Origin of the sequence: Hydrogenophaga crassostreae (genome assembly GCF_001761385.1) — a bacterium.
GTDB classification, from domain to species: domain Bacteria; phylum Pseudomonadota; class Gammaproteobacteria; order Burkholderiales; family Burkholderiaceae_C; genus Hydrogenophaga; species Hydrogenophaga crassostreae.
The window spans coordinates 3,584,261-3,610,164 of record NZ_CP017476.1 but is presented as its reverse complement, the minus strand read 5'-3'; the positions used below and the strand labels follow the sequence as shown (position 1 = coordinate 3,610,164).

The 25,904-nt window shown below is 61.2% G+C and carries 19 protein-coding genes; 6 read left to right on the top strand and 13 right to left on the bottom strand.

What is annotated here, in order from left to right; genetic code table 11:
- Window positions 1-8 precede the first annotated feature (8 nt).
- The 7 genes from LPB072_RS16565 to LPB072_RS16535 all read right to left on the bottom strand — a co-directional run bounded on the left by LPB072_RS16565 (window position 9) and on the right by LPB072_RS16535 (window position 10,836).
- Window positions 9-1,694, bottom strand: coding sequence for a response regulator (locus LPB072_RS16565; protein ID WP_066086247.1), 1,686 nt, complete (start codon window positions 1,692-1,694; stop codon window positions 9-11).
- 281 nt (window positions 1,695-1,975) lie between these two features.
- Window positions 1,976-3,325, bottom strand: a complete 1,350-nt coding sequence (locus tag LPB072_RS16560; protein ID WP_066086250.1) for a uracil-xanthine permease family protein — start codon at window positions 3,323-3,325, stop codon at window positions 1,976-1,978.
- Between the two features lie 223 nt (window positions 3,326-3,548).
- A complete protein-coding gene (locus LPB072_RS16555; protein WP_066086253.1) occupies window positions 3,549-5,852 on the bottom strand; it encodes an NADP-dependent malic enzyme in 2,304 nt (767 codons plus the stop codon).
- Window positions 5,853-5,947: 95 nt separating this feature from the next.
- Window positions 5,948-7,201, bottom strand: a complete 1,254-nt coding sequence (locus LPB072_RS16550) for an ArgE/DapE family deacylase (RefSeq protein ID WP_066086260.1) — start codon at window positions 7,199-7,201, stop codon at window positions 5,948-5,950.
- Window positions 7,202-7,235: 34 nt separating this feature from the next.
- The gene (uraD, locus tag LPB072_RS16545) at window positions 7,236-9,080 is read right to left on the bottom strand and encodes a 2-oxo-4-hydroxy-4-carboxy-5-ureidoimidazoline decarboxylase (RefSeq protein ID WP_066086263.1); all 1,845 of its coding nucleotides are present in this window, start codon (window positions 9,078-9,080) and stop codon (window positions 7,236-7,238) included.
- A gap of 10 nt (window positions 9,081-9,090) precedes the next feature.
- Window positions 9,091-10,044, bottom strand: coding sequence for an allantoinase PuuE (puuE, locus tag LPB072_RS16540; RefSeq protein ID WP_066086267.1), 954 nt, complete (start codon window positions 10,042-10,044; stop codon window positions 9,091-9,093).
- A gap of 126 nt (window positions 10,045-10,170) precedes the next feature.
- Window positions 10,171-10,836 (bottom strand): GntR family transcriptional regulator, encoded by a 666-nt coding sequence (locus tag LPB072_RS16535; RefSeq protein WP_066086270.1) that lies wholly within the window; start codon window positions 10,834-10,836, stop codon window positions 10,171-10,173.
- Between the two features lie 73 nt (window positions 10,837-10,909).
- Between LPB072_RS16535 and uraH the strand changes: the two genes are divergently transcribed.
- Window positions 10,910-11,263 carry a hydroxyisourate hydrolase gene (uraH, locus tag LPB072_RS16530; protein WP_066086273.1) on the top strand — a complete coding sequence of 118 codons (354 nt, stop codon included), beginning with the start codon at window positions 10,910-10,912 and terminating at the stop codon, window positions 11,261-11,263.
- 236 nt (window positions 11,264-11,499) lie between these two features.
- Here uraH and LPB072_RS16525 read toward each other — a convergent pair whose 3' ends face one another.
- Window positions 11,500-12,057 (bottom strand): hypothetical protein, encoded by a 558-nt coding sequence (locus LPB072_RS16525; RefSeq protein ID WP_231943276.1) that lies wholly within the window; start codon window positions 12,055-12,057, stop codon window positions 11,500-11,502.
- 215 nt (window positions 12,058-12,272) lie between these two features.
- Here LPB072_RS16525 and xdhC point away from each other — a divergent pair, with 215 nt between their 5' ends.
- The 4 genes from xdhC to fghA all read left to right on the top strand — a co-directional run bounded on the left by xdhC (window position 12,273) and on the right by fghA (window position 16,999).
- Window positions 12,273-13,115 (top strand): xanthine dehydrogenase accessory protein XdhC, encoded by an 843-nt coding sequence (xdhC, locus tag LPB072_RS16520; RefSeq protein WP_066086461.1) that lies wholly within the window; start codon window positions 12,273-12,275, stop codon window positions 13,113-13,115.
- Window positions 13,116-13,304: 189 nt separating this feature from the next.
- Window positions 13,305-14,489: a urate hydroxylase PuuD gene (locus tag LPB072_RS16515; protein WP_066086277.1), complete on the top strand. Its 1,185-nt coding sequence runs from the start codon at window positions 13,305-13,307 to the stop codon at window positions 14,487-14,489.
- Between the two features lie 392 nt (window positions 14,490-14,881).
- Window positions 14,882-15,988, top strand: coding sequence for an S-(hydroxymethyl)glutathione dehydrogenase/class III alcohol dehydrogenase (locus tag LPB072_RS16510; RefSeq protein ID WP_070263930.1), 1,107 nt, complete (start codon window positions 14,882-14,884; stop codon window positions 15,986-15,988).
- A 135-nt stretch (window positions 15,989-16,123) separates the two neighbouring features.
- On the top strand, window positions 16,124-16,999 hold the full coding sequence (gene fghA / locus LPB072_RS16505) for an S-formylglutathione hydrolase (protein ID WP_066087467.1): 876 nt from the start codon (window positions 16,124-16,126) through the stop codon (window positions 16,997-16,999).
- 21 nt (window positions 17,000-17,020) lie between these two features.
- On the opposite strand, the gene LPB072_RS16500 is transcribed toward fghA, so the two are convergent.
- Complete coding sequence (locus LPB072_RS16500) at window positions 17,021-17,821, bottom strand: 2-keto-4-pentenoate hydratase (RefSeq protein ID WP_066087470.1); 801 nt, start codon at window positions 17,819-17,821, stop codon at window positions 17,021-17,023.
- Window positions 17,822-17,861: 40 nt separating this feature from the next.
- Here LPB072_RS16500 and LPB072_RS16495 point away from each other — a divergent pair, with 40 nt between their 5' ends.
- The gene (locus LPB072_RS16495; RefSeq protein WP_066087472.1) at window positions 17,862-18,563 is read left to right on the top strand and encodes an alpha/beta hydrolase; all 702 of its coding nucleotides are present in this window, start codon (window positions 17,862-17,864) and stop codon (window positions 18,561-18,563) included.
- Window positions 18,564-18,611: 48 nt separating this feature from the next.
- Here the strand turns inward: LPB072_RS16495 and LPB072_RS16490 are convergent, their stop codons facing one another.
- From LPB072_RS16490 to LPB072_RS16475, 4 genes are read right to left on the bottom strand one after another with little or no spacing between them, the layout of a single operon-like run.
- A complete protein-coding gene (locus LPB072_RS16490; RefSeq protein ID WP_066087475.1) occupies window positions 18,612-22,685 on the bottom strand; it encodes a response regulator in 4,074 nt (1,357 codons plus the stop codon).
- The gene (locus LPB072_RS16485; protein WP_066087479.1) at window positions 22,678-23,064 is read right to left on the bottom strand and encodes a response regulator; all 387 of its coding nucleotides are present in this window, start codon (window positions 23,062-23,064) and stop codon (window positions 22,678-22,680) included. Before LPB072_RS16485 ends, LPB072_RS16490 begins: the two co-directional genes overlap by 8 nt.
- Entirely contained in the window at window positions 23,061-25,358 is a 2,298-nt protein-coding gene (locus tag LPB072_RS16480) for a response regulator (protein ID WP_066087482.1), read from the bottom strand. The genes LPB072_RS16485 and LPB072_RS16480 overlap by 4 nt, the downstream gene beginning before the upstream one ends.
- Window positions 25,355-25,903: a YfiR family protein gene (locus tag LPB072_RS16475; protein ID WP_066087486.1), complete on the bottom strand. Its 549-nt coding sequence runs from the start codon at window positions 25,901-25,903 to the stop codon at window positions 25,355-25,357. Before LPB072_RS16475 ends, LPB072_RS16480 begins: the two co-directional genes overlap by 4 nt.
- Window position 25,904: the final 1 nt, after the last annotated feature.

Genomic DNA, 25,904 nt, shown 5'->3' with positions numbered 1-25,904 from the left:
CGCTGATTTCAAACGACGCTGAATTTTGCCAACAAACCTTCGGAGGTTTGCGGTTTGTAGCCCGATGGCAGCGACATGCCACCTGCGGCTCGGCCGGTGTGGGCTTGTTCACCCAATCCGGCATGGATCTCGGTGGTGCGGTATTTTTCGCGCAACGCTTGTGCGTGAATCAACAAAGGACCGCGTTCGGTGATCTTCTCTTCGTAGCGTTGCAACACCAGATGGGCTGACTCGATGATCTTGGCGTTCAGGGTTTTTTCGCCTTGTTCGAGCAACGCTTGCACCGCGCTCTGGGGTTCGCCTTTGAGACTGAGTGTCATGGCTTGCTCGGTGAGCTTGAGCACTTCGACGTGCGCAGCGCGCACGCGGTTGACGAAGCCCTGGCGCCCGGTGCATGCGCAAGCCAGCAACTCGGTGAGGGCCCGGCTGGTGCAAAAACGCAAGCCCATGACGTCCACCGCCGCATCCACCTCATAGAGCTGAATGGAGCGGGCAGCCAGGCGCGTCATCAAGGCCAGCAGGTTGCTGGCTGACTCGAAATCAAAATTGGGCAGGAGTATCGATTTGGCCATGCGCCGCACTTCATCGAGTGCGCGAGCCGTTTGGTAACTCTGGATCGCTACCAGTGCCTCGACCACATCGAGCAATCGCTGCAGGCGTGGACTGTCGGGTTGGCGTTCACGCAGGTGCATGAGCTGGTCAACGCAGCGCGCAAGGCCACGGTTGTCGTTGTCGTCCAGTCGGGAAAAGGCCAGAAGTACCAGCGCCTGTGCGTCGTAGAGTTTGGAGTCCAGTCCCAGCCGGGTGGCGCGTTCGAGAAGCTCTGTTCCTTCCTCTCTGTCGCCGGCGTAGTAGGCCATCATGCCGTGTTTCAGCAATCGGTTCACAGACCCGGGCGTGAGCTTGGTCGACATGCGGAAGGTGTTCAGGGCATCCTTGAAGTTGCCCTGTTCGAATTGGGCGCGGCCCATCACGTCGTAGGCGTCGCTGTAGCCTGGTTCGGTTTCGATCAGCCCTTTCAGCGTGGTCTCTGCGCGCTGCGGGAATCCGGCTTCAAGTTGAGAGCGGGCAACCCCGAGCTTGGCCCAGGGCAGGGTTTTGGCTTCAACCACTGCTTCGTACATGGCTTGGGCATCGGCCAGGTTGCCTGAGCGCAGCATGAGTTCAGCGCCGATGCGCGCGGCGTAGAGCCAGTAGGGTTCGCGTGCCTGGAATCGCCCTTTGCAAATGGCCGCAGCCTCATCAAATTTTTCAGCCTCAATGGCGGAGAAGATGTCGCGCAGTGAGAGCTTGCGGTCGCGGGCCATGGTGATGCGTTCGGCCAGGCCGGCTGAGGTGTGGGGCTTGAGCAAATAGGCGTCGAGTGCCGACTCTGCCGCCTCGGCGACTTTGCTGTAGGAGGCCTCTGATGTGACCATCACGAACACCGTGTAGAAGGGCAGCAGCTGGTTGCGCCGCAGATCATCCAGAAGGTCCTGACCGGTGAGGTTTTCGCGCTCGAAGTACTGTTCACAGACCACCAGATCAAAGGCCGCAAACTCAAGCTTGGACCGGGCATCGACCAGGCGTGAACACTGTGTGATGGTGCCAACACCCAACTCGCGCAACTGGGAAACGAGGATCGAACGCGACTGGGGATTGCCGTCGATGACGAGCGCAGAGGCGTCGTGAATGTCGGTGGACGGTCCAGGCATGTGGGTGATGTGGGCGAAAAAAGTTGGGGTGAACAGGGTTGCTTCCCATTTTGCAGGGGGCTTGCGAAGCCCAAAAACCGGAACAGGCGGGTGAAGACCCGACTGTTTCTTGCTGAGCCGCCGCCATGAAAGGGGGTTTTCAACAGAAACTGGCCCAAAAGGGCCAGTTGAGAAGGCACACCTTCATTTCCGTAGGGAGGCCTTGTTCCTGCCGTACCCCAGGCGCAGTGTGAGCGAACTGCCGAAGGTGATTGGCAGTGGCTCAGCGGGGTTGAATGCGCTCAGTCCAGTTCCTGCGGCAGCACCAGGTTCAGGACGATGGAAATCACGGCGGCAGGCAGCAGGCCGCTGGTCATCAGCACCTGGGCCATCTTTGGCAGGTGTTGCAAGGCATCGGGCGCCAGTTGCAGACCCAGGCCGATCGACAGGGAGATGGCGAAGATCACCATGTTCCGGCGATTCCATGTCACATCTGCGAGCATGCTCACGCCGGCGGCAGTGACCATGCCGAACATGATGATCACGCCGCCACCGAGCACCGTGATGGGCATGGAGGCGATGACGGCGCCGAACTTCGGAATCAGGCCACAGATGATCAGAAACAGCGCACCGAGCGTGACCACATGGCGGCTCATGACGCCGGTCATGGAAATCAGGCCCACGTTCTGGCTGAAGCTGGTGTTTGGCAGTCCACCAAAGAGGCCGGCGAGAGCGGTGCCCAGGCCATCGGCGAAGGTGGCACCAGAGATTTCCTTGTCGGTGGATTCACGCCCGGCGCCGCCCTTGGTGATACCCGAGACATCACCCACGGTTTCCACCGCGGACACCACGGCCATGAAGCACATGCCGACGATGATGGCCCAGTTGATTTCCCAGCCGAACTTAAACGGTTCGGGCGCCGTGAACCAGGACGCCGAGGCGATCGGTGCAAAGTTGACCTTGCCGAGCAGCATGGCGTAGAAGTAGCCCACGATCAGGCCCACCAGCACAGCGGCAACGGAAAGCATGCCCCGGGTGAAGAACTTCAGCAGCAGCGTCACCACGATCACCACCAGCGCCACAGACCAGTTGACCAGGCTGCCGAACTCGGGCTTGCCCTTGAGTGGAATGCCTCCGGCGGCGTATTCGATACCCACTTTGACCAGCGCCAGCCCGATCATCAATACGATCAAGCCAGTGACAAGTGGCGGTAGCGCGTGGCGGATGCGGCCAATGAAAAAGCCGAGGAAGAAGTGGAATATGCCGCCGATGATGACACCTGTCATAAGACCGGCCATGCCGGCCACCCCTGCGCCAGCCACCGCCGGAATCATGATTGGAATAAAGGCAAAACTCGTGCCCTGCACGATAGGCAGTCGGGCGCCGACAGGGCCAAATCCGATGGTCTGCAACAGAGTGGCAACACCTGCGAGGAACATCGACATCTGAATCATGTAGATCATGTTCGGGAAGTCGGGCGAATTCGATCCGAACCCGAAGCCGGCTGCTCCAGCCACGATGATTGCCGGCGTCACGTTGCTCACGAACATGGCCAGCACATGCTGAATGCCCAGGGGAATCGCCTTGCCCAACGGGGGGGTGTAGTTCGGGTCCTTCAGCTGTTCGCGGGTACCCAGGCTGTTGAGGTTCATCGATGGCTCCAGTGGCAGGGGTGATTCGGTGAGGGCTTCAAAAGTGTATACACATTATGTGTACCGATTGGCCGTGGTGGCCTCGGTATTTTCCCGGGTGCAGGTGTTCCCTTGGGTGCATTTTTTGTGGCTTCCTGGCGCACTCTGGCGGATCATCGCCAGGGCAGCCAAAAGAAAAAGGACGCCGAAGCGTCCTTTTGTTGGTGGCCACAGACCCTGATGCCTAGCTGGCGGAGTGCACAGCCGCAGCGGCCAGAGCGGTCATGTTCAATACGCGGCGAACGGTGGCGGCAGGGGTCAGGATGTAGGCGGTTCCCGCCCCGCCCATGAGCACCGGTCCGACCGTGACGCCGCCACTGGTGGTTGTTTTGAGCACGTTGTAGAGAATGTTGGCCGCATCCAGGTTGGGGCAGATCAACAGATTGGCCGAGCCACTGAGCGTGGAGTCGCCGTTGTAGCTGGTGCGGATCTCCGGTTGAAGCGCCGCGTCGCCGTGCAGTTCGCCATCGCATTCGATTTCGGGATGCTGCGCCACAAACAGGTCGCGGGCCAGGCGCATCTTCCTGGCGCCCGGGCGCTTGGAAGAGCCGAAGCTGGAGTGCGAGAGAAACGCGACTTTGGGCGGTAAACCAAAGCGCTGCACTTCTTGCGCCGCCATCCAGGCGATTTCGGCCAACTGTTCGGCGCTGGGGTCTTCGTTGACGTAGGTGTCGGCCACGAAGAGGGGGCCCTTGTCGGTCATGAGTGCGTTGACGGCCGCATAGTTGGTGGCGCCAGGCTTCTTGCCGATGATGCTGTCGATGCGCTCGAGGTGGGTCATGTAGCTGCCAACCAAACCACAAATCAGCGCGTCCGCGTCACCGAGGCTGACCATCAGAGAGCCGATGATGGTGTTGGAGCGGCGCACGGCGGCTTTGGCCACTTCGGGTGTGGCGCCGTTGCGCGCCATGAGCTTGTGGTACTGCTCCCAATACTGGCGAAAGCGTGGATCGTCTTCAGGGTTGCAGTTCTCAACATCAACACCCAGGCGCATGCGCAGACCGGCCTTCTCGATGCGCGCCGCGATCACGGCGGGGCGGCCGATCAGGATGGGCGTGGCCAGGTTGTCGTCGATTGCCATCTGGGCGGCACGCAGCGCGCGCTCGTCTTCACCGTCGGCGTAGGCCACACGTTTTTTGTCTTTGGGCAGCAACTTGGCGGCGTTGAAGATGGGCCGCATCAGGATGCCCGTCTGGTACACGTAGCTGGCCAGGCTTTCACGGTAGGCGTCCATGTCTTCGATGGGCCGGGTGGCCACGCCGGAATCGGCAGCGGCTTGCGCCACCGCAGGTGCGATTTTCAGGATGAGGCGCGAATCAAAGGGCTTGGGAATCAGGTAGTCGGGGCCGAACGTCAGTTCCTGGCCGGCGTAGGCGTTGGCCACCTCCTCGCTGGTTTCGCTTTTGACCAGATCGGCAATCTGGCGCACGCAGGCGAGTTTCATTTCTTCCGTGATGCGGGTGGCGCCGCAATCGAGCGCGCCGCGGAAGATGTAGGGGAAGCACAGGACGTTGTTGACCTGGTTGGGGTAGTCCGAACGGCCGGTGGCGATGATGCAGTCGGGGCGCGCAGCCTTGGCCAGCTCAGGCCGGATTTCAGGCTCGGGGTTGGCCAGCGCCAGGATGATGGGTTTGTCGGCCATGGTCTTGACCATGTCGACCGTCATCACGCCGGGGGCAGAGCAGCCCAGGAACACATCGGAGCCTTTGACGGCATCCGCCAGCGTGCGGTCGCTGGTGGTGCTGCAATAGCGCTGTTTGGATGCATCGAGTTTGCCGGATTTGGCGTCTTCGCGCTCGGTCTGGATCACGCCCTTTGAGTCGCAGACCAGGATGTTTTCAATCTTGACGCCCAAGCCCACCATCACGTCCAGGCAAGCGATGGCCGCTGCGCCTGCGCCTGATACCGCGACCTTGACCTTGTTGATGTCCTTGCCTACCAGTTCCAGGCCGTTGAGCAGCGCGGCGCTGGAGATGATGGCCGTGCCGTGCTGGTCATCGTGGAAGACCGGGATGTTCATGCGCTCGCGCAGCTTCTTCTCGATGTAGAAGCATTCAGGGGCTTTGATGTCTTCCAGGTTGATGCCGCCCAGGGTGGGTTCCAGTGCGGCGATGATGTCGACCAGTTTGTCGGGGTCTCGCTCGGCCAGTTCGATATCGAACACATCGATGCCGGCAAATTTTTTGAACAGACAGCCCTTGCCCTCCATCACCGGCTTGGAAGCCAGCGGGCCGATGTCGCCCAGACCAAGCACGGCGGTGCCGTTGGTGATCACGCCGACCAGGTTGCCGCGTGAGGTGTATTCAGCGGCCAGCGAGGGGTCTGCCTCAATGGCCAGGCAGGGGTAGGCCACGCCGGGCGAATAGGCCAGCGACAGATCACGCTGGTTGGACAGGGGTTTGGTCGGATTGACCGAAATCTTTCCTTTGCCAGGCGAGCGGTGGTATTCAAATGCGGCGTCGCGCAATGCTTCTTCTGCTGGTGTCATGTGGTGTCTCCTGAATCTGGGGAATCATTGTGTCATGGCCGGGAAGGCAAAAACCCGCAAGGGCGTTGCGGGTTTCCACTATCGACCGGGTTGGCTCAATTGGGTTGCAGCAAATCAAACAACGAGCGCGCAATCACCTTGGTGGCCGCGCGCAGATCTTTCAGGTCGAGGCGCTCATCGGCCCGTTTGGCATGCGATTCCAGCACGGTGCGTGGCCCGGCCCCATAGATCACACCGGGAATGCCTCGCTCCACATACAAGCGCACGTCGGTGTAAAGCGGCGTACCAAGCGCCGGTATGGCTTCGCCCATCACCGCCTGTGCGTTTTTCTGAATGGCCTGCACCAGCGGCTGGTTGCCAGGCAGGGGCTTCATGGCGCGCGACAGCAGCAGGCGCTTGACATCAACGGTCACTTCCTTGCCGCCGCGCGGCGGGTTGTAGCTGGCTGCGGCCTCGGCGATGGTGCGCCGGATCGATGCCTCGACCTCGGTCGGGTCTTCTTCGGGAATCATGCGGCGGTCAATGTTGAGCACCACTTTGCCGGGGATGACGTTGGTGTTGGTGCCACCGGCGATCTGGCCCACATTGAGGTAAGGGTGGGTGATGCCCTCGACTTTGGAGGTGACCTTGAGGTAATCGGCATTCAGGGCGTAGAGAGCGCTCAGGATGTGGGTCGCGGCTTGCAGCGCGTCCGTGCCGGAGTCGGGAATCGCGGCATGGGCCATGTCGCCATGCACCGTGGCCTGCAATTGCAGGCAGCCGTTGTGCGCCACCACGACCTGGTAACTGAACCCGGCGGCGATCATCAGGTCGGGTTTGGTGAGGCCTTTGTCCAGCAGCCACTCAGGACCCACCACGCCACCGAACTCCTCGTCGTAGGTGACATGCAGTTCCACGCCGCCTGCGAGCTTTGCACCCAGCGATTCGAGGGCCCGGATCGCAAAGGTGAAGCTGGCGATGTCGCACTTGCTCACCGCTGTGGCGCGGCCATAGATTTTCCCGTCGACGATCTCGCCGCCATAGGGGTCGTGGGTCCAGCCTTCGCCGGGCGGCACCACGTCGCCGTGGGCGTTGAGTGCAATGGTTTTGCCGCCTTCGCCATACCGGCGGCGCAGAATCAGGTTGGTGATGGACTCAAGCCCTGCGGCTTTGACTTGCGCTTCGGGCACCGCATGCTTTTCCGCTTCCAGACCCATGGCCGCCAACAGTTCGGCGGTGCGCTCGGCGTGGGGTGCGTTGTTGCCCGGTGGCGTGTCTGTGGGCACGCGCACGAGCTCTTGCAGGAAACGCACCTCGTCGTCGAAATGGGCGTCGATCCAGGTGTCGATCTGGTCTTGGGGGGTGGTCATGGCTTGGCCTCTCTGGTGGAGTGTGGGGTCGGGTTCAGCTGTTGGGGTTTGCCAGCTGCTGCAAAAGTTGGGAGAAGGCCCGCACGCTCAACTCGATGTCGTCGCTGGTGCTGGACTCCAGCGGGTTGTGGCTGATGCCGCTGTTGAGCCCGCGCACGAACAGCATGGCTTGCGGCATGACTTCATGCAGCTTCATCGCGTCATGGCCCGCACCGCTGGGCAGTTGGTGGACGGGCACGCCGAGCGAATTGACGGCCGATGCCCAGCGCGCTTGCCATTCGGGGGCGCTGGGTGCCGCCGAGGCACGCATGGTCTCGTCCAGCGTATGGCGAACACCCCGGCGTTCACACAGCGCAGTGAGTTCGGCCAACACATCGCTGTTCAGCGCATCGCGTTGCGCATCGCTGGGCGCGCGCAGGTCGAGGGAAAACCGGCAATGGCCCGGCACCACATTGATGGATCCATTGGGCACTTGCAGCATGCCGATGGTGGCCACCGAGTTGCCATCCTGTTGCGCCCGTTTCTCCGCGTACAGGGCGAGCTCGGCCACCGCGCAGGCCGCATCGCGGCGCCGGTCCATGGGCGTGGTGCCGGCGTGGCAAGCCATGCCGACCATTTCACCCAGATAACGCACGCTGGCGTTGATGGATGTGACGATGCCCAGGGGAATGTCAAGTTCGTTCAGCACGGGCCCTTGTTCGATGTGGACCTCTACGAAGCCCAGGTATTTCGCCGGGTCGCGTTTGAGGGCGTTGATGGCCTCCAGTGAGGCCGGTAGCCCTGCGTGTTGCATGGCATCGCGCATGGTGATGCCATCGGCGTCCTGCTGATCAAGCCAGGCAGGATTGAAGTGGCCGGTGAGTGCGCCCGAGCCAAGAAATGTGGCCTTGTAGCGCTGACCTTCCTCTTCCGCAAAGCCCACCACCTCGATGGCAAATGGCAGGCGCTGTCCGGCTCTGTGCAGCTCCTGCACGCAGGCCATGGGCACGTAGATGCCGAGGCGACCGTCGTACTTGCCACCGTTGCGAACGGTGTCGTAGTGGCTGCCGGTCAGCAAAGTCTTTTCGCCTGCGCGACGCCGCTGCTCCCCAGCGAGCGTTTCGCCTTGGGGTTGTCCGGCGGGGAAACCGCCTTCATCGGACCCGTGGTAAATGCCCACCACGTTGCCCACCGCATCGATATGCACCTCGTCAAAGCCACAGTCCAGCATCTGCTGTTGCAACTGCGCGGCGCAGGCGCGATGTGCTTCGGTGAGGTAGGTGACGGTGAGCTGACCCAGTTCTGCGTAACCCGGATCGGTGTGTTGCGCGAGCGATTCGTGCCAGTCCCAGACGGCGTTGCCCAGCGTGGGTTCGAACCCGAACTTGTCATTCAGGCGAATCTCGGCAATGCGGTGGATGTTGCGCAGGCACTCGGCACGTTCGAAGTCGACCGGATTGTTCAGTCGCCGTTCGAAGGTGGCGATGATGTCGGCCTTGGGCAATCCCTGCCCACGGGGTCCGCGCACCGCAAGGATGAACGGGAAATCAAATTTCGCGTTGTATTCGGCGTTGAGCTGCTGGATGTGTGCGAACTCCTGCGGCGTGCAATCGGTCAGCCCGGCTTTGTTTTGTTCGTTGCTGGATTCGGCAGTCAGCGATTTGCTCACCATGGCTTTGCCGGCGAGTTCCGGATGGGCGCGAATGAGCGCCAGTTGAGGCGCCGTTCCCGCTTCGTTCAACACGGTGACCATGGCGTGTTTGAGTGCCGCGAGCGACGCGAACGGGCGTTTCAGCAGGGCCTTTTCGGCGATCCAGGGGGAATGCTCGTACAGGCCGTCCAGCAGTTGCACCGCTTCGGGCAGGCTGGCGGTGTTGAGTTGATCTAGCGTGATGGGCATGGGTTTGATCTCAGACGGGAGCAGGGTGGGTGGCTTTCCAGTGGCGCGCAATGTCGAGCCTGCTCGCGACCCATACCTTGTCGTGCGACTGAACATGGTCGAGAAAACGCTGCAGTGCGGTGATCCGGCCCGGGCGGCCGAGCAAACGGCAGTGCATGCCGACGCTCAACATCTTGGGCCGGTCAAGTCCGTCGGGGTCGCCCTCTGCGTAGAGCGCGTCGAAGCTGTCTTTCAGGTACTGGAAAAACGGATCGGCGTGAGAGTAGCCCTGAGGCAGGGCAAATCGCATGTCGTTGCAGTCGAGCGTGTAGGGAACGATCAATTGGTGGGCATGGTTGCCATCGGTCTTGCGAACCTTCATCCAGAAGGGCAGGTCGTCACCGTAGTAATCGCTGTCGTACTCGAAGCCACCGAAATCGGCCACCAGGCGGCGGGTGTTCGGGCTGTCGCGCCCTGTGTACCAGCCCAGTGCCCGTTCACCGGTGAGTTCTTGCATGATCAGCATCGCCTCGGCCATGTGGGCGCGCTCGGTGGCTTCGTCGATGTTTTGGTAGTGAATCCACTTCAGACCATGACAGGCGATTTCATGCCCCAGCGCCTTGAACGCCGCCACAACATCGGGCGAACGCTGCAACGCGGTCGCGACACCAAACACGGTCAGCCCAAGACCCCGCTGCTCGAATTCGCGCAGCAAGCGCCACACGCCTGCACGCGAGCCGTATTCATAAATGCCCTCCATGCTGATGTGGCGCTCTGGAAAGGCCGGTGGGTTGAACATCTCGGAGAGAAACTGCTCCGAACCTGCGTCGCCATGCAACACGCAGTTCTCGCCACCTTCTTCATAGTTCAAGACGAACTGCACAGCAATGCGAGCGCCTCCTGGCCAACGCGCATGCGGCACATCGCGACCATAGCCAGCGAGGTCACGGGGGTAGGAGGCGGTGGAGTCGTAAACAGGGGTCATGCTAGGAAGGTCTGTGGCTGTGTAGCGGGCGAGGGGCGATCAAACCGGGGATGTCGCGGAGCCGTTCTTCGACATGCTCGGGACAGGCCGCCAGCGTCGATTCATGGGCGGTGCCGCAAAGCGGCATCAAGCCAGCGCCAGGGAAATGTCGCTCACTGGCAGTTTGCGATCGAAGGTCAGGTGTTCCTCAACATGGGTCAAATGCTCGTGCATCAGGCGAACGGCCTGCACCTCGTCTTTGGCCGCCAGGGCTTTGACGATGTCAACATGCTCGTCATTGGAATGCTCTGCCGCGTGGGTGCTCTGGTACATCAGTGTGATCAGCGAACAGCGAGAGATCAGTTCGCGCAGCATTTCGGCCAACACTTCGTTGCCCATCAACTCGGCCATGCGCACATGAAAGTCGCCCAGCAATTCGGTGCGGCCCGGTACATCCTGGTTGGCCACGGCCCGTTTTTCCTGGGCTACGTGCTCGCGCAATGCCTTGATCTTGCCCGGTGTCACCTGGCGCACAAAGGCCCGGGTCATTTCGGTTTCAAGCATGCGCCTCACGGCAAATACCTGCTTGGCTTCATCGACTGAAGGGGCTGCAACGAAAGCGCCTCTGGCGGGTTCGAGCCGGATCAGCCGGTTTTGCGAGAGCTGAAAGAAGGCCTGCCTCACCAGTGTTCGCGAAACGCCAAAATGGTCGGCGAGTTTTTGCTCGGCCAGCTTGGCGCCAGGATGCAATCGGTGTTCGACGATGGCCTTGGTCAGCGATTCGACGATATGGTGGGTACTCGAGGTTTCCATGCATTCATCATATCCAGAAAACCAAAAATTGTATACACTTTCAGTCGACTGAAACAACGGAAAAGGAAATGCCATGGGCTTGAGCACGCACGTACTGGACACCATGCATGGCTGCCCAGCCGCAGGCATGGGGGTCGAGCTCTACACCACCGAAGGCGAACAAGCCACGTTGGTCAAACGGTTCAACCTCAACAGCGACGGGCGCAATCCAGATGGCCCTCTGTACGACAACGCGAGCCTGAAGGTCGGCACCTATCGGTTGGTGTTTGATGTGAAAGGCTACTTTGCAGCCAAGGGTGTGGCGTTGCCCGAGCCGAACTTTTTGAACCGGGTGGCCCTGGACTTTGGTGTGGCCGATGTGGCCCAGCACTACCACGTGCCCCTGCTTGTGAGCCCGTGGAGCTACTCCACGTATAGGGGAAGCTAGACCCCCGCGCCGGTGAAATTGGCTCCCCCCGCGCCGCCTGCGGCGTCACCCCCCAGGGGGCGGCACTGGCAGCCCGGCAAAGCCGGTTCTGCGGTGCCCTGGTATAACGCCCCCTCAGGCGCAGCGTGCCTTCACCGAGGATGCGGTGGAACCGGCTTTGCCGGGCCACTTGCATCGCCCCCTGGGGGGTGACGCGAAGCGGCGCGGGGGGAGCCAATTTCAGCGGCGCGGGGAGATTACTTCCCGCGCTGGCCTTCGGTCAGCGTATCGAGCTGGAAGTTGCCGCTCTTGTCCCACAGCCATATGTCGGTGTAGGTTACGCCTCCCATGCGCACAGGGGCGGGGAAGGGGGCGGCGGCATACACGGTGCGTTCAATTTCGACAATAACTTCAGGCGCGTGGTTGGGCGCCCGTGCCCAGTGGAGGCCCACCACTTGGCCCATGTTGTCCAGTTGAACCTGAAGCACACCGACGGCGAACATCAAGGGCGGTAGTTGGCCGCGAAAAATACGGCCACGGTTTTTGCCGTAGAGGTGCCGGGCGCCATCTCGCCGATAGGCGCGTGGGCTGTCTGCTTCAGAAACCAGTTCTGGCATGGGTGCCACTATGGCCGGAGCGGGTGCCACGACAACGGATGGAGGGGCTTCTTCTTGTTGTTGTGGCGGTTTGGGCGCGGCGCAGGAGGCCAGCAGGGCGGCAACCAAAACGCCAGCCAGAGACAACCCCGGCCTGGACCAGCGTGTGGCGGTCGAGGGGCGGGCTTCTGGGGTGGGGGTGTGTGCAGTGGAGGTCATGTAGGGGCTTTTCCGAAGGCGTTACGGGTTGCACACTCAGGCAACCCTCCAGGCAAATCGCGCAGGGCGACATACAGTAAAGAACATGCAGTGTATGAGCAGTTGCAGGATTTGTTTGCCTCAAAAACTGGAGATACTGCCGTTTGATCGTCGCCTCGCCCCATTGTTGCCCTGTTTGTTGGCGTGAACACCACACCTTTTTTTCGAAAGCCGCCGTGTCTGATCTGGAACCCTTGTATCGCCAATTGGCGTTGTCCCCTTGCGTCCTGGTGACGGTGTTGAACACCGAGGGATCTGCGCCCCGCGAACGAGGAGCCTGGATGGCGGTTTGGCCGGACCTGCAACTGGGCACCATCGGTGGCGGCCATCTGGAGTGGGATGCCTTGCGGCACAGCCGTGCCCGTTTGTCTGAAGGAGGTGACGCTGGCACGGTTGCATGGACTCAGACAGTCAAGCTGGGTCCAACGCTGGGCCAGTGCTGCGGTGGCGTGATGCAGCTGGGGTTTGAATGGCTGGTGGCCGCTGACATCCCCGCGCTGCGCCTGCGGTTGACCGAGCGCCATATGCCTCTGGCGATCTTTGGTGGCGGGCACGTGGGGCGCGCGATTGTGCAGGCGCTTGCGCCGTTGCCTTTTGACGTGCGCTGGATCGATAGCCGCGACGAGGTGTTTCCACCCGGGTTGGCGCAAGGCGTATCGACGGAACACTCCGATCCAGTGCATGCGGCCGTGGCCGATCTGGTGCCTGGCACGGCGGTTCTGATCATGAGTTTCTCCCACGCCGAGGATCTGGACATCGTCGCTGCGTGTTTGCAGCGGTTGCGTCGGTCAGGCGATCTTCGTTTTGTGGGCCTGATCGGCAGCCGAACCAAGTGGGCCACTTTTCGCCGCCGGCTGGTTGAGCGCGGCTTTGCGCAGGAGGAGCTTGGCCGCATCACTTGCCCAATTGGGCTGCCCGGCCTGGAGGGCAAAGAGCCTGCGGTGATTGCTGCATCGGTGGTGGCGCAGCTCTTGCTTACAAGATTTGGAAGCCGGGAGCCGGCTGAAGACACGGCATAGGGCGCAGGTTTGCGGGTTTTTACCGTGGGCGACCAGGCGAAACTGTATACACTTTGCCTTCATTGGTCGCAGCGGAGCGGGTGGTTGAGAGACAAGCCTCAATCATTCAATCGCGGCCCTCAGCCGACTCAGAGCGCCCGCGGTGGTGAGTCGAAACGTCCAACGGTGTGTCCGTTTTGTTGAGGTGCCATGGAAACCTATTTGTTTGACTGGGCCAACCTGCTGGTTCGCTGGTTGCATGTGATCGTCGCCATCGCCTGGATCGGCTCGTCGTTCTACTTCGTCTTTCTCGACAGCAGCCTCACGCCGCCGCAAGACGCACAATTGAAAAAAGACGGTGTCAGCGGTGAGCTCTGGGCGGTGCACGGAGGGGGCTTCTACCATCCGGTGAAGTTCGCGGTCTCACCGCCCAGGCTGCCCGAGCACCTGCACTGGTTTTACTGGGAAAGCTACTCGACCTGGCTGTCGGGTTTTGCGCTGTTCCTGATCTCTTATCTCTGGAGTCCCAGTGTTTACCTGATTGACCCCAAAGTCATGGCCTGGAGCCCTGCCGGCGCCATTGCCGCAGCGCTGGCTTTCCTGGTGGTGTTCTGGCTCTTCTATGACGCCATCTGCCGATCCCTGGGGCAGAGCAAAAACGGCGATGCCAAAGTGGGCGCACTGGTGTTGGTTCTGGTCTGTGTGGCGGCCTACGCGGCCACCCACATGTTTGCCGGCCGCGCGGCTTTCCTGCTGGTGGGCGCCATGATCGCAACGGCGATGAGTGCCAACGTATTTTTCTGGATCATTCCTGGCCAGCGCACCGTGGTCGCCGATCTGAAAGCTGGCAAGCCGGTGGACCCGATTCACGGCCAGCGCGGCAAACAGCGCAGCGTGCACAACACCTACTTTACATTGCCGGTGCTGTTTGCGATGCTGAGCAACCACTACAGCTTCACCTATGCACATCCCCAGAATTGGCTGGTTCTGATCGGCATGATGTTTGCCGGCGCCGCCATCCGCCAGTTTTTTGTGCTGCGCCACGGCTTCAAGCTGGGTCGCAATGCCCACCCCTGGCCCTACGCTGCCGTGGGGGTTGTGGCTTTGCTGGCGCTGATCGTCTGGCTGAGACCGGCGCCGACTGAGGCGGTTGTGGTGCCCGAGACAGTGGGCTATGCGCAGCTCCAACCGGTTGTTGAGCAACGCTGCGTGATGTGCCACGGGGAGGCTTTGCAATCCAAGGGTATTCGGCTCGATTCGGAAGACGGCCTGGCGCTACATGCCCAGGCGGTTTACCAGCAGGTTGTGCTCACCAAGATCATGCCGCTGAACAACGCGACCGGCATCACCGATGCCGAGCGCGCGCTGTTTGCCAAGTGGTTTCTGGGAAGGTAGCCCCCCCCGCAGCGCTCCGCGCTACCCCCCAGGGGGCAACGCTGGCGGCCCGGCGGAGCCGGTTCCACGGCGTTCTGGGTTTCGGACATTTCGCGCCGGAGGTTTTTACTCCCTCCGCAGCGCTTCGCACTACCTCCAAGGGCAACGCTGGCGACCTGGCGGAGCCGGTTCCACGGCGTTCTGGGTTTCGGACATTTCGCGCCGGAGGTTTTTACTCCCTCCGCAGCGCTTCGCACTACCTCCATGGGCAACGCTGGCGACCTGGCGGAGCCGGTTCCACGGCGTTCTGGGTTTGGGTTTGGGTTTGGGTTTGGGTATTTCACCCCGGGTAGGGGTGTGTTTCGGCGCTTGCGTTAGTCTTGGGTGGTTGTTTAACCATTCGGAACGCTGACATGAAAACCAAAGCCGCCGTAGCCTGGCAAGCGGGCCAGCCCCTGACCATCGAAGCCGTCGACCTGCAAGGGCCCAAGCTGGGCGAGGTGCTGGTCGAGATCAAGGCCACGGGCATCTGCCACACCGACTACTACACGCTCTCGGGAGCCGATCCCGAAGGCATCTTTCCTGCGATTCTTGGCCACGAGGGCGCGGGCGTCGTGGTTGACGTGGGGCCGGGTGTCACCACGCTCAAGAAGGGCGACCACGTGATTCCGCTCTACACGCCTGAATGCCGCCAGTGCAAGTTCTGCCTGAGCCGCAAGACCAACCTGTGCCAGCTCATCCGCGGCACCCAGGGCAAGGGCCTGATGCCCGACGCCACCAGCCGCTTCAGCCTCGACGGCAAGCCCATCTTCCATTACATGGGCACCTCGACCTTCTCCAACTACACGGTCGCACCTGAAATCTCGCTGGCCAAGATCCGTGAGGACGCGCCTTTTGACAAGGTGTGTTACATCGGCTGCGGCGTGACCACCGGCATTGGCGCCGTGATCTTCACCGCCAAGGTGGAGGCGGGCGCCAACGTGGTTGTCTTCGGCCTGGGCGGCATTGGCCTGAACGTGATCCAGGGCGCCAGGATGGTGGGCGCCGACAAGATCATTGGGGTTGACATCAACCCCGCCCGCCAGGAAATGGCGCGCAAGTTCGGCATGACCCACTTCATCAACCCCAAGGAGGTGGACAACGTGGTCGACGCCATTGTCCAGCTCACGGATGGCGGTGCAGACTATTCGTTCGAGTGCATCGGCAACACCAAGGTCATGCGCGATGCGCTGGAATGCACCCACAAGGGCTGGGGTCGCAGCATCATCATCGGTGTGGCAGAAGCTGGCGCCGAGATTTCTACGCGCCCGTTTCAGCTGGTGACCGGTCGCAAATGGGAGGGCTCGGCCTTTGGCGGCGCACGGGGCCGCACCGATGTACCGAAGATTGTGGACTGGTACATGGAGGGCAAGATCAACATCGACGATCTGATCACCCACACCATGCCGCTGGAGGACATCAACAAGGGCTTTGACCTGATGAAGCGTGGGGAGTCGATTCGCGGTGTGGTCCTTTTTTGAACCCCTGAGAGCGGCCCATCCCCGTCGCTGTGTTCCGCCCCTCAAGGGGCAATGCTGGCCGACCGGCAAAGCCGGATCGGCGGCGTTCTGGAATGACTCCCCCCTCTTTGATTAGCATTTTTGGAATCCCTGTCAATGAACCCCTCTTTCGAACGCCTTGAGCTCTTGAGTGAACACGCCTGTTTTGGTGGCGTGCAACGCTTTTACAAACACATGTCCAGCGAGGTTGGATTGCCGATGCGGTTCGGTTTGTTTTTGCCGGCAAAGGCGGTGGCTGGTGAGGCTGTGCCTTTGCTGACCTTTCTGGCGGGACTGACCTGCACCGAAGAAACCTTTGCCTTCAAGGCGGGTGCCCAGCGCCTGGCCGCGGAACTGGGTCTTGCATTGCTCACACCCGATACCAGTCCGCGCAACACAGGCGTTGACAGCGAAGACCACCATTGGGACTTCGGGGTGGGCGCAGGCTTTTACCTGGACGCGACGCAAGCACCCTGGTCGGGCCATTGGTGCATGGAGAGCTATTTGCTCAAAGAGTTGCTGCCTGAAGTGATCGATGCTTTTGGGCTGGATGGTAAACGGCTGGGCCTGTTTGGTCATTCCATGGGCGGTCACGGGGCTTTGACCCTGGCGCTGCGGCATCCGGGCCACTTCCAGAGCGTGTCTGCTTTTGCGCCGATATGTGCGCCTACTCAGTGCCCCTGGGGTCACAAGGCGTTCACTGGCTACCTGGGGCAGGATGAAACGACCTGGGCAGAACACGATGCGAGTGCGCTGATGGGGCAGCAAACCTCGGCGCCGTATCCAGGCGGCATCCTCATCGACCAGGGGCTGGCCGACAAATTCCTGGCCGAACAGTTGCACCCGGAAGTGTTTGAAGCGGCCTGTGCGAAAGCGGGACAGCCGCTGACGCTGCGCCGTCACGACGGCTACGACCATGGCTACTATTTCATCAGCACGTTTGTGGATGACCACCTGCGCCACCATGCGCAGGCGTTGAGCCGCAACGCCTGAGTCTCGGTTTTCCTCAGCGCTTCATTCCTTGAAATGGGCGGTGAGCTCGAAGCCGGGAAGCGTGAACCGGGCGGTCCATTTTTGCCCCGGGGCAATCGGCCAGGCGTCGGTCCAGGTGCCGGTGGTGACCACATCACCCGCCTGCAAATCGGGTGCACCGGGGCAGCAGCGCAGGGTTTGCACGAAGTCGAGCAGGGCGCGCAGCGGGCTGTCCAACACGTTGGCTCCCACGCCCGAGTCCACCGTTTCGCCATCGCGCGACAGCGTGGTGCTGGCTTGGGCGAGCAAGGCGTCGAGCGCGATTGCGTCTATGGCGAGTTCACGTGCAGGTATGCGCGATCCGACCAGCAGGCGGGCATGCAGTGCACCATCGGCCACCGTGTCGGCCGGCAGAAACTTCCAGTCGGGCAGGTGCGATTGCACCACCTCGAACCCTGGCGCGACCCAGTCGATGGCGTTGAACAGGTCTTGCAACGAGGCATCTGGCGCAGGCGTGGCCTTCAGGCCAAACACAACTTCAGGTTCCAGGCGCGGCTGGCAGGTGGCGCTCAAACCCATTTCGCCAGTCCCGTCACAGAAACTCAGCGTCGAGTTCCAGACCGTGCCCCAGATGGGCGCGAACACGTTGTAGCGAGGCCAAATAGTGCGGTTGGTAAAACCCACCTTGTAACCCCGTGGCACTTCGCCTCGCGCCATGCGCAGCCCGCGCACCTGCAAGGCGAGGGCATAGCCGGCAGGCAGGTCAAAATCGGCGTTGGCGGTGATGGGCGCCGGCCAGAGGCGTCCTTGATCGAGGTGAATGAGAATGTCTTGTGGCGTCATGGCGCATCATAGGCATACGCATGACGAAAAGAGAAAGCCCATGAATCCATCTTCATCCATCGAACTTCGCGAATTCATCACGGGCAAAGACCCGGCGGCCACCCCTGTGGCCAGCATTGTGGTTTTGCACGGCCTGGGCGCAGACGGCAGCGACTTCGTGCCCATTGCGCAGGAGCTCGACCTCAATGCCATCGGCCCTGTCCGTTTTGTATTTCCCAGTGCCCCGGTGCGCCCGGTGACCATCAACGCAGGCTATGAAATGCGCGCCTGGTACGACATCTATCCCCCCAGCACCCTTCCGTCGGTCCCCCGGCGGGAAGATGAGGCCGGATTGCGGGCATCGCATTCGCTGGTGCAGCAACTGCTGGACCGTGAAGTGGAACGGGGCGTGGCGCCGGAGCGCACCGTGCTCATGGGCTTTTCACAGGGTTGTGCCATGACCTTGCTCGCTGGCCTGCGTGCGACCAAACGCCTGGCCGGTCTGGTGGCCATGTCAGGGTACCTGCCGTTGTCGGACCTGACCGCCGCCGAGGCCAGCGAAGCCAATCGCGCGGTGCCCATTTTCATGGCCCATGGAGAGCAAGACGGCGTGGTGGACATCGAGCGAGGTGAGTCGGCGCGGGATGTGTTGACGGCGTTGGGTTATGCCGTGCAGTGGCACACCTACCCGATGGCGCACGAGGTCTGCTTGCCGGAAATTCGCGATCTCAACCAATGGTTGGTGCGTACTCTGGCGGGTTGACCCCGGCGACCACCGCGCAGCAACCCGCCGCTGCAGCGGGAGGGCACATCAGGCCACGATCGGCTGAAGCAGGGGACGAAGCGTATCGGCCAGTTGCAGTTCGGTGAACGGTTTGTCCAGGCGCGCGGTCACGCCCAGCGCACGGAACTCCTTGCCAACACTCTCGTCGACCCGTCCACTGGCCAGAATGATGGGGATGTCGGGCAAGGTTCGGCGCACGGCTTGCACAAAAGCCAGGCCGTCCATGTTGGGCATGTGGATGTCGGTGATGATGGCCTTCAATATGGCGCGGTTTTCGGTGGCTTTGATCAGCCCGTCAACCCCGTCTCTGGCCACGATGGGGTTGAAGTTGAGGCGTTCCAGCACCGTTTGGCCCACTTCGCGAAGCGCCTGCTCGTCGTCAACGAACAAAATGCATTCGCCCTGGCCCTTGAACATCTGGGCAGCCAGCGGGACCTCTTCGGTCACCAGTTGCGATGGAGAAACCGGCAGGTAAACCGCGAAGGTGGTGCCTTTGCCCGGTGTCGAATGCACCTGTACAAAGCCACCGTGGCCTTTCACGATGCCCAGCACGGTGGACAGGCCCAGGCCCGTGCCCTTGTCCTGCGCCTTGGTCGTGAAGAAGGGATCAAAAATGTGGTCGAGAATGTGCGCGGGGATGCCCTCGCCATTGTCGGACACGCGAAGGCACACATACTTCCCCGGCTTGGAGTCGATCACCGAGCGGGCGTAAATTTCATCGATCTCAACCGTCTTGGCCACCATGGTGAGCACGCCGCCATTGGTCATGGCATCGCGGGCATTCACGCTCAGGTTGAGCAAAATCTGGTGCAGCTGGGTGGCGTCGCCGACGATTGAGGGCAACCCGGGTTCGATGTTGACCTCGATGCTGATGTTTTTCGGGAAGCTGCCGGTCATCAGGTTTTCCAGCTCGTGCATCAGAAGTGCCGGCTGCAGGACCACGCGTTGACCGTCGGCTCCCTTGGCAAAGGTGAGCAACTGGCGCACCATGTCAGCGCCGCGTTTGGCGCTGCTGTGGATCATGTTGATGAGCTTGTCTTCTTCGGGGTACTGGTCTTTCAGAATCCCCATGCCCATCAGAATAGGCGCCAGCGCGTTGTTCAGATCGTGCGCCACGCCCCCGGCCAGCGTACCCAGGCTTTCCAGGCGTTGCGAACGCATTTGCTGGCGCTCGATCAGTTTCATCTGTGTGATGTCTTCGTGTGACACCACCACGCGAACCGAGCCATCGCCCGGAAACGGTTCTACCCGGCAAAGGAACCACCGCTGCTCGTTGGGCAGGTGGCTCTCGTACTTGTGAATGAACGACTGTTTCTCGCCCGCGATCACCTCGCGGATACCTTGGGCAATCACCGTCCCGGCCGCGGTTTTCGTCTCGCACATGCTGTCGCAAAACGAGAGGTAGTTGAGCCCCTCGATTTGGGTCCCCTCATCGGATTCGTTCTGGCGAAATGACCGCCATGCCTGGTTGGCCGCCAGAATGACGCCGTTCTCTTCCAGAATCACCACCCGCGCGCTCATGGCATCCAGCGTGGCCCTGGAAATTCGCTCGCTCTCGATCACCGATTGGGTTTGCTCGGCCACGCGCTGTTCAAGTTCGAGGTTGAAGGCAAAGAGCTCTTGCTCGATGCGTTTGCGTTCGGAGATATCGATGGAGTAGCCAATCGCCTCCAAGGGCTGACCCGCTGCGTCTTTGACCAGAATCATCTCGGTCAGGATGAACTTGTACCCGCCATCCAGCGCCTTCGCACGGTACTCGTGGCGAAGAACCCCCAGATGAATCACTTTCGCGAATTCTTCGAAAACAAGGGCCTTGTCTTCGGGGTGCACCAGACTGGCCCAGAACTTGGGGTGTTCCAGAAAGGCTTCAGGCGGGTGTCCGAGCAGCTGGGTGACGTTGGGACTGATGTAGGTGACGGCGAAAGGGGGCTTGGTTTCGTAGGTGAAGATCGTCACCGGGCTTGACGACACCAGAAAGTCGAGCCGGGATTGGCTGGTTTGCAGAGCCTGATCGGCCTGGCGCCGGGCGATGGCGCTGCCCACCACCTCGGTCAACACCTTGAGCAACCCCAGGTGAGAGGGCGTCCACTCTGGGTTGGGGAAAGAGGCGCCATAGCTGAGGAAGCCGGCCAGCCGCCCGTTGACATGCAGCGGTATCACCAGCAAAGAAAACACATGGTGGCTTTCCAGCATGACCCGGTCGGCCTCGGCCTCTGGTGGCAGGGCGCCGGTATCGGCGATCACGACCATGTCGTGAGCCAGAAATTGCTCGCGCATCCAGGGGGTGTCCCCGATCAGCGTGGTTTGCAGCCGATTGCCACCGGTTTTGCAGTCTGGAGACACCCAGGAATAGAGGTTGCTCATGAACTCTCCGCCTTCGGAGAACCCAAACAGATCAGAGCGCTCCGCGCCGAGCAGTTTCCCGCTGCTTTGCAACACCGTCTCGATGGCTTCCCGGGTGCCGCTGGCCGGTGCGGCCATCAGGCGCGCTGCGGCCATGCTTGTCATGCGCTGCATGTCATGCTGGCGTCGCAGTGCAGATTCAGCGGCTTTGATGTGGCTGATGTCGGTCTGGATGACCACATATTGGTAGAGCTTGCCGGCTTCGTCCAGAAATGGCGTGACGGTGGTTTCCGCCCAGAAGGTACCGCCATCCTTGCGGCTGCTGCACACCTCGCCATGCCATACTTGGTTGTTGGCGGTTTCTTCCCCGATCTTGCGGAGCAAGCCTTTGGGGTACTGGTCGGGCTTCGCCACGCTGTGGTGGAGGCCGATCAGTTCTTCCCGGCTGTAGCCTGTGACCTGGCAGAACATCTCATTGACGTAAGAGATGTTGCCATCCCGGTTGACGATGCTGACGATGGCGTGGTGGTCATAAGCCAGCTGTTCCCGCTGGCGCTCGTACAAGGTGGTTTCCAGGCGCTTTTGAACGATCGAGTTTTTGCGCGCGCGCCTGGCCCTCGCCGTGACCGCGGCCACCAGATGGCGTGGCTGCACGGGTTTGATCAAAAAGTCGTCGCCGCCAAGATCGAGGGCGGCCAACTGTTGGGTCATGTCGGTCTCGGCCGAAAGGAACACGATGGACAGGTGAGGCCTGATGTTGCTCTCGCGCAAAGCGGATGCGATTTCCGGGCCATTGACCTCAGGCATGTAGACGTCGATCACCAGCACATCGGGTTCGAAGTTTTCCACTTCGACCAGTGTCTGCATCGGGTTGGACAGGGTGCGCACCTCCATTCCCGCCTGCCGGAGGTACACCTCGTGAACCTTCAGCATGGTGGGCTCATCGTCCACCAGCAAGACCCGCCAAGGGCGTTCCAGGGTCCCGCCGGTCAGGTTGTTGAGCGCATCGATCAACTGCTCCGGAGGCAGGGGCTGCGGCAAGCTTTGCCGGGCGCCGGCCCGGGTTGCAGCAACACGGGTGGGCAGGTCGAGCTGGCTGAGACCGACGATCAGGGGGATGGTGGGGTGGTCTGCCAGACCCAGTTGGTGAATCATGGTCGGTACCGAGGGGCCCGGATCGCCGCCACTCATGTTCAAAACCACCACCGATGGCTGCTCCGCTTCATGCCGCGAGACAGCCGCCTGGAATTTCAATGGGCTGGTGGACAACTCAACCCGAAATCCTTTGAAGCGCAATGCCGTGCACAGTTGCTTGGACTGTTCGCCGCAATCGCAGACCAGGTGGATCAGAGGCGCGGACAAAGTCTGGGCGGCCTTTGGGATTTCAGGGGGCAACGGATCGACTGGCGGCGCACCCAATCCCGCGGCCTTGAGCTGGGCCATGTCGAGCTCCAGAGCCGCCCACTGGGATGCGATTGGCTGCGTGGGCGCCTCGAGCAACGAATGGAGGTGTTGCTCCAACTGGCGGGCCGCCATGGAAACCTCTTTCAGGCCGAAGGTGCCTGCGGTTCCGGTGAGGCTGTGCACCATACGGTGCAGGGTTTCTACCGCGACCTTTTCCCAGCGGCCGTCGGAGAGTCCCTGGAACGACTCTGCAATGGCATTGAGCTGGGCAGGCAGCCGCAAAACGAAACGGCGCCTCAGTTCGATCAGCTCGTGAGGAACTTCAATGCCGGAACTGCGGGTGACATCAAACATGGCGCGTGTTCCAGATGCACCGAATCTGGTCCGCAAGCTTCATGGGGTCAAAAGGTTTGGGAACCACATCCAGTGCGCCCATGGCTTTGTATTGCTCGACCTCGCTGGGTTGCACCTTGGCGGTCATGAAGGCAACGGGAATCTGGTCGAAATCTGGTGAAGCGCGCAGCGCTGCCAATGTGCCCGGACCGTCCATTCCGGGCATCATCACATCGAGCAGAATGAGGTCGGGCGCGAAAGCCTTGATTTCGCGCAGGGCCTCTTCGCCCGATGAGCAGATCTTCACCGTGAAACCGCCAACGATTTCCAGGGCCACGCGGGCAACCGCCTGAATATCGGGTTCATCTTCAACATACAAGACCCGGGACAGGGTATTCATGTCAACTCCTTTTCGGCGCTTGCGGGGAGGCTGGCAAGAGCAGCAGGTCGGGATTCGGCTCTGGACATGGCCTCAACCAGCATACGGGGAGAAAGCTCCGCTTTGTTCAATACCGCATCCACTCTGGCGCACTCCTCTGAACTGGTTTGTGACGCACTCAACACAACGACCCTGGCGTCGGGCTGTTGGGCTCGAATCGCAGGCAACAGATCCCAGCCCGATTCATTGGACATGGTCAGGTCCAGCAACACCACATCGAAGCGCTCCAACGCCACGCGGGCCCGCGCCTCGCGCATGGTGGTTGCCAGTTCGAGGTCGTATTGTTCGCCGACCATGGCGCGCACGGCCTCGTGCATCTCGCTGTCGTCTTCGACGTGAAGAACCCTTTTGTGACCAGCGAAGCTTCGCATGCAAACGCTGTGCAACACGCTGATCAGTTGCGCCTGATCGATGGGCTTGGACAACCAGTGCACACCCTTGAGGCCGTTTGGAGCGGCGCGTCGGCCTTCTTCCATTTCTGCGGCCACGACAACGATGGGCAACGAGGCTGTGCCGGCATGCTTGCGCAGCCGCTGAATCACGTCCAGTCCTGAGATATCGGGCAAGACCAGGTCGAGCGTGACGGCGGCATAGTCGCCCCGATGACAACGCACCAAGGCCTCTGAGCCACTGGCCACCACGTCGACTTCATAGCCTGCGCGGCTGAGCATGATGGACAGCACGCGTGACACCTCGCTGTCGTCTTCCACCACCAGGATACGGGGTGTCGAAGGCACTTGGGGCTCCAGCGGCTCCAGTCGCATGAAAGAAGACTCGGAGTTCCAGATGGGCAGTTCAAAGAAAAAGCGCGAACCTTCACCTTCCACCGACTCGAAGCCCACCTGTCCACCCATGTGTTCGACCAGTTCGCGGGTAATGGCCAGGCCCAGACCGGTGCCGCCTTTTTGTCGCGTATCTGAAGCGTCGGCTTGGAAAAACTTCTGAAAAACCCGGTCATGCAACTCGGCCGGAATGCCTGTTCCGTGGTCAATCACGTCAACGCGCACCGTGCGTTCATCGCCCTGGGCCTGTATCTCGACCTGACCCCCTTCATGAGAAAACTTGGCGGCGTTGGACAGCAGGTTGGCCAGAACCTGTTGCAGCCGCTGTCCATCGACATTGACCAAAACCCCCTCCAGGGTCTTGTTGATCACATACCGAACCCCGAAGCGCTCGGCATAGGAGAGGTTCTCTTCGATGGCCTGTTCCAGGATCGGCATCAGCGGCTGCACTTTCAAGGCAAAGTGCAGCTTGCCGGCCATCAGCTTCTCCATGTCCAGCAAATCGTTGATCAGGAAGGTCAGGCGCTGGCTGTTTTTGTCGGCAATTTGCAGCATCTCGCTGATCCCGGCGGGCAGGTTCCCGAGCGCTCCACCAGCGACCAGCCCGATCGATCCGGCAATGGCGGTGAGCGGTGTGCGCAATTCGTGGCTCACGGTGGACAGGAACTCCGACTTCACCTTGTTGGCCCGTTTGGCTTCTTCCATGGCCTCAGTGAGATCGGCGGTGCGGCGCTTGACCCGTTCGCCCAGCGAAGCCCGTTCCCGGCGCAAGGCCTCGTCTCGCGTTTCAATTTCCGCGAGCATGCGGTTGAAGTCGTCGACCAAGGTGCCGATTTCGTCATTCCCCAGCTTCTCGGCCCGAATGGAGTAGTCCTGTTCGCGCGAAACGCGGTGCGACACCGCTGCCAGACCCAGGATGGGCTGGGTCACAAAGCGGTGCAGCCGGGTGCCGAAATAGACCGCCAGGGCTGACAGGATGATGGCAATGAAGGCCATCCATTGCAGCCCCCGAATCAACTCGGCCCACATGGCCGACATTCGAACGGTCAACTCGATGTGTCCAATGGCCTGGTCGCCCTCCTGGATGGGTTGGGAGACCGTGAACGACTCTCTTGATACGAGCTTGAGCAGAAACTGCAGGGTTTGATGCTCCCCGTCTTCTGCCAAGGGAAAGGTGGCGGAGGCAAAAAGCACACCTTGGGCATCGGTCAGTTTTGCGCCGGCCACTTCCTCTTTGTTGTGCAGTGCGAGCAGCGTTCGGCGCGCGCTCTCAGGATCGTTGAAGGCCAGGGCGGCCCGTGTGTTTTCGCCGACCATGCCCGCCAGCGATGCCACCTGTTCTTCCAGCTCGGTGTAGCGACCGAAGGCGGTACCGATGGTGAACACCGAAGCGATCACCAGCACGGCGATCATGGTGTTGAAAGCCAGCAAGAGCCCGAGCTTTCGGGCAATGGGGAGGTTCTTGAAACTCATTTCAGCACCTCACCCGCCAACTTGAGCATCTGGCTGTTGAGTTGCAGGTTCGCGCGTTGGGCGCTGGTCAGGTTGACATCAAATTTCACCCGGTTGTCTTGCATGCGAAGGCCGATCATGCCGCCTGCCTTGGTGAACCCCGCAAAATCGCCAACGGTCAAGACCGGTGCATTGCCCAGGCTTCGCAAGTAGCTGTCCAGGCGGTCAGCCTCGCTTTGCGCCACGAACAGCACGTCGCAGCCTGACCAGTCGCCGGTGCCAACGTTGTTTCGCACTTCGATCGCACGCGAACCCACCGTGCGACCGCTCAGTCTGCCGAGCTGGCCACTCAAGGGTTTGTCGGAGGTGGCGCAGATCAACAGGCGCTTGTTTTCGCTGTCGGGCACGCCCACCCACTGGGTGAACCTGATGAAGTTGTAGATGAATCCGGCCTTGACCGATTGTTCATCGGCTTGCTGGGCCATTGCACGCTCTGTGCCAACAGCCCAGCAGGACAGGGCAAGCAGCCCTGTTGCGAGCCGATGCCACACGCGAGAACGGAACATG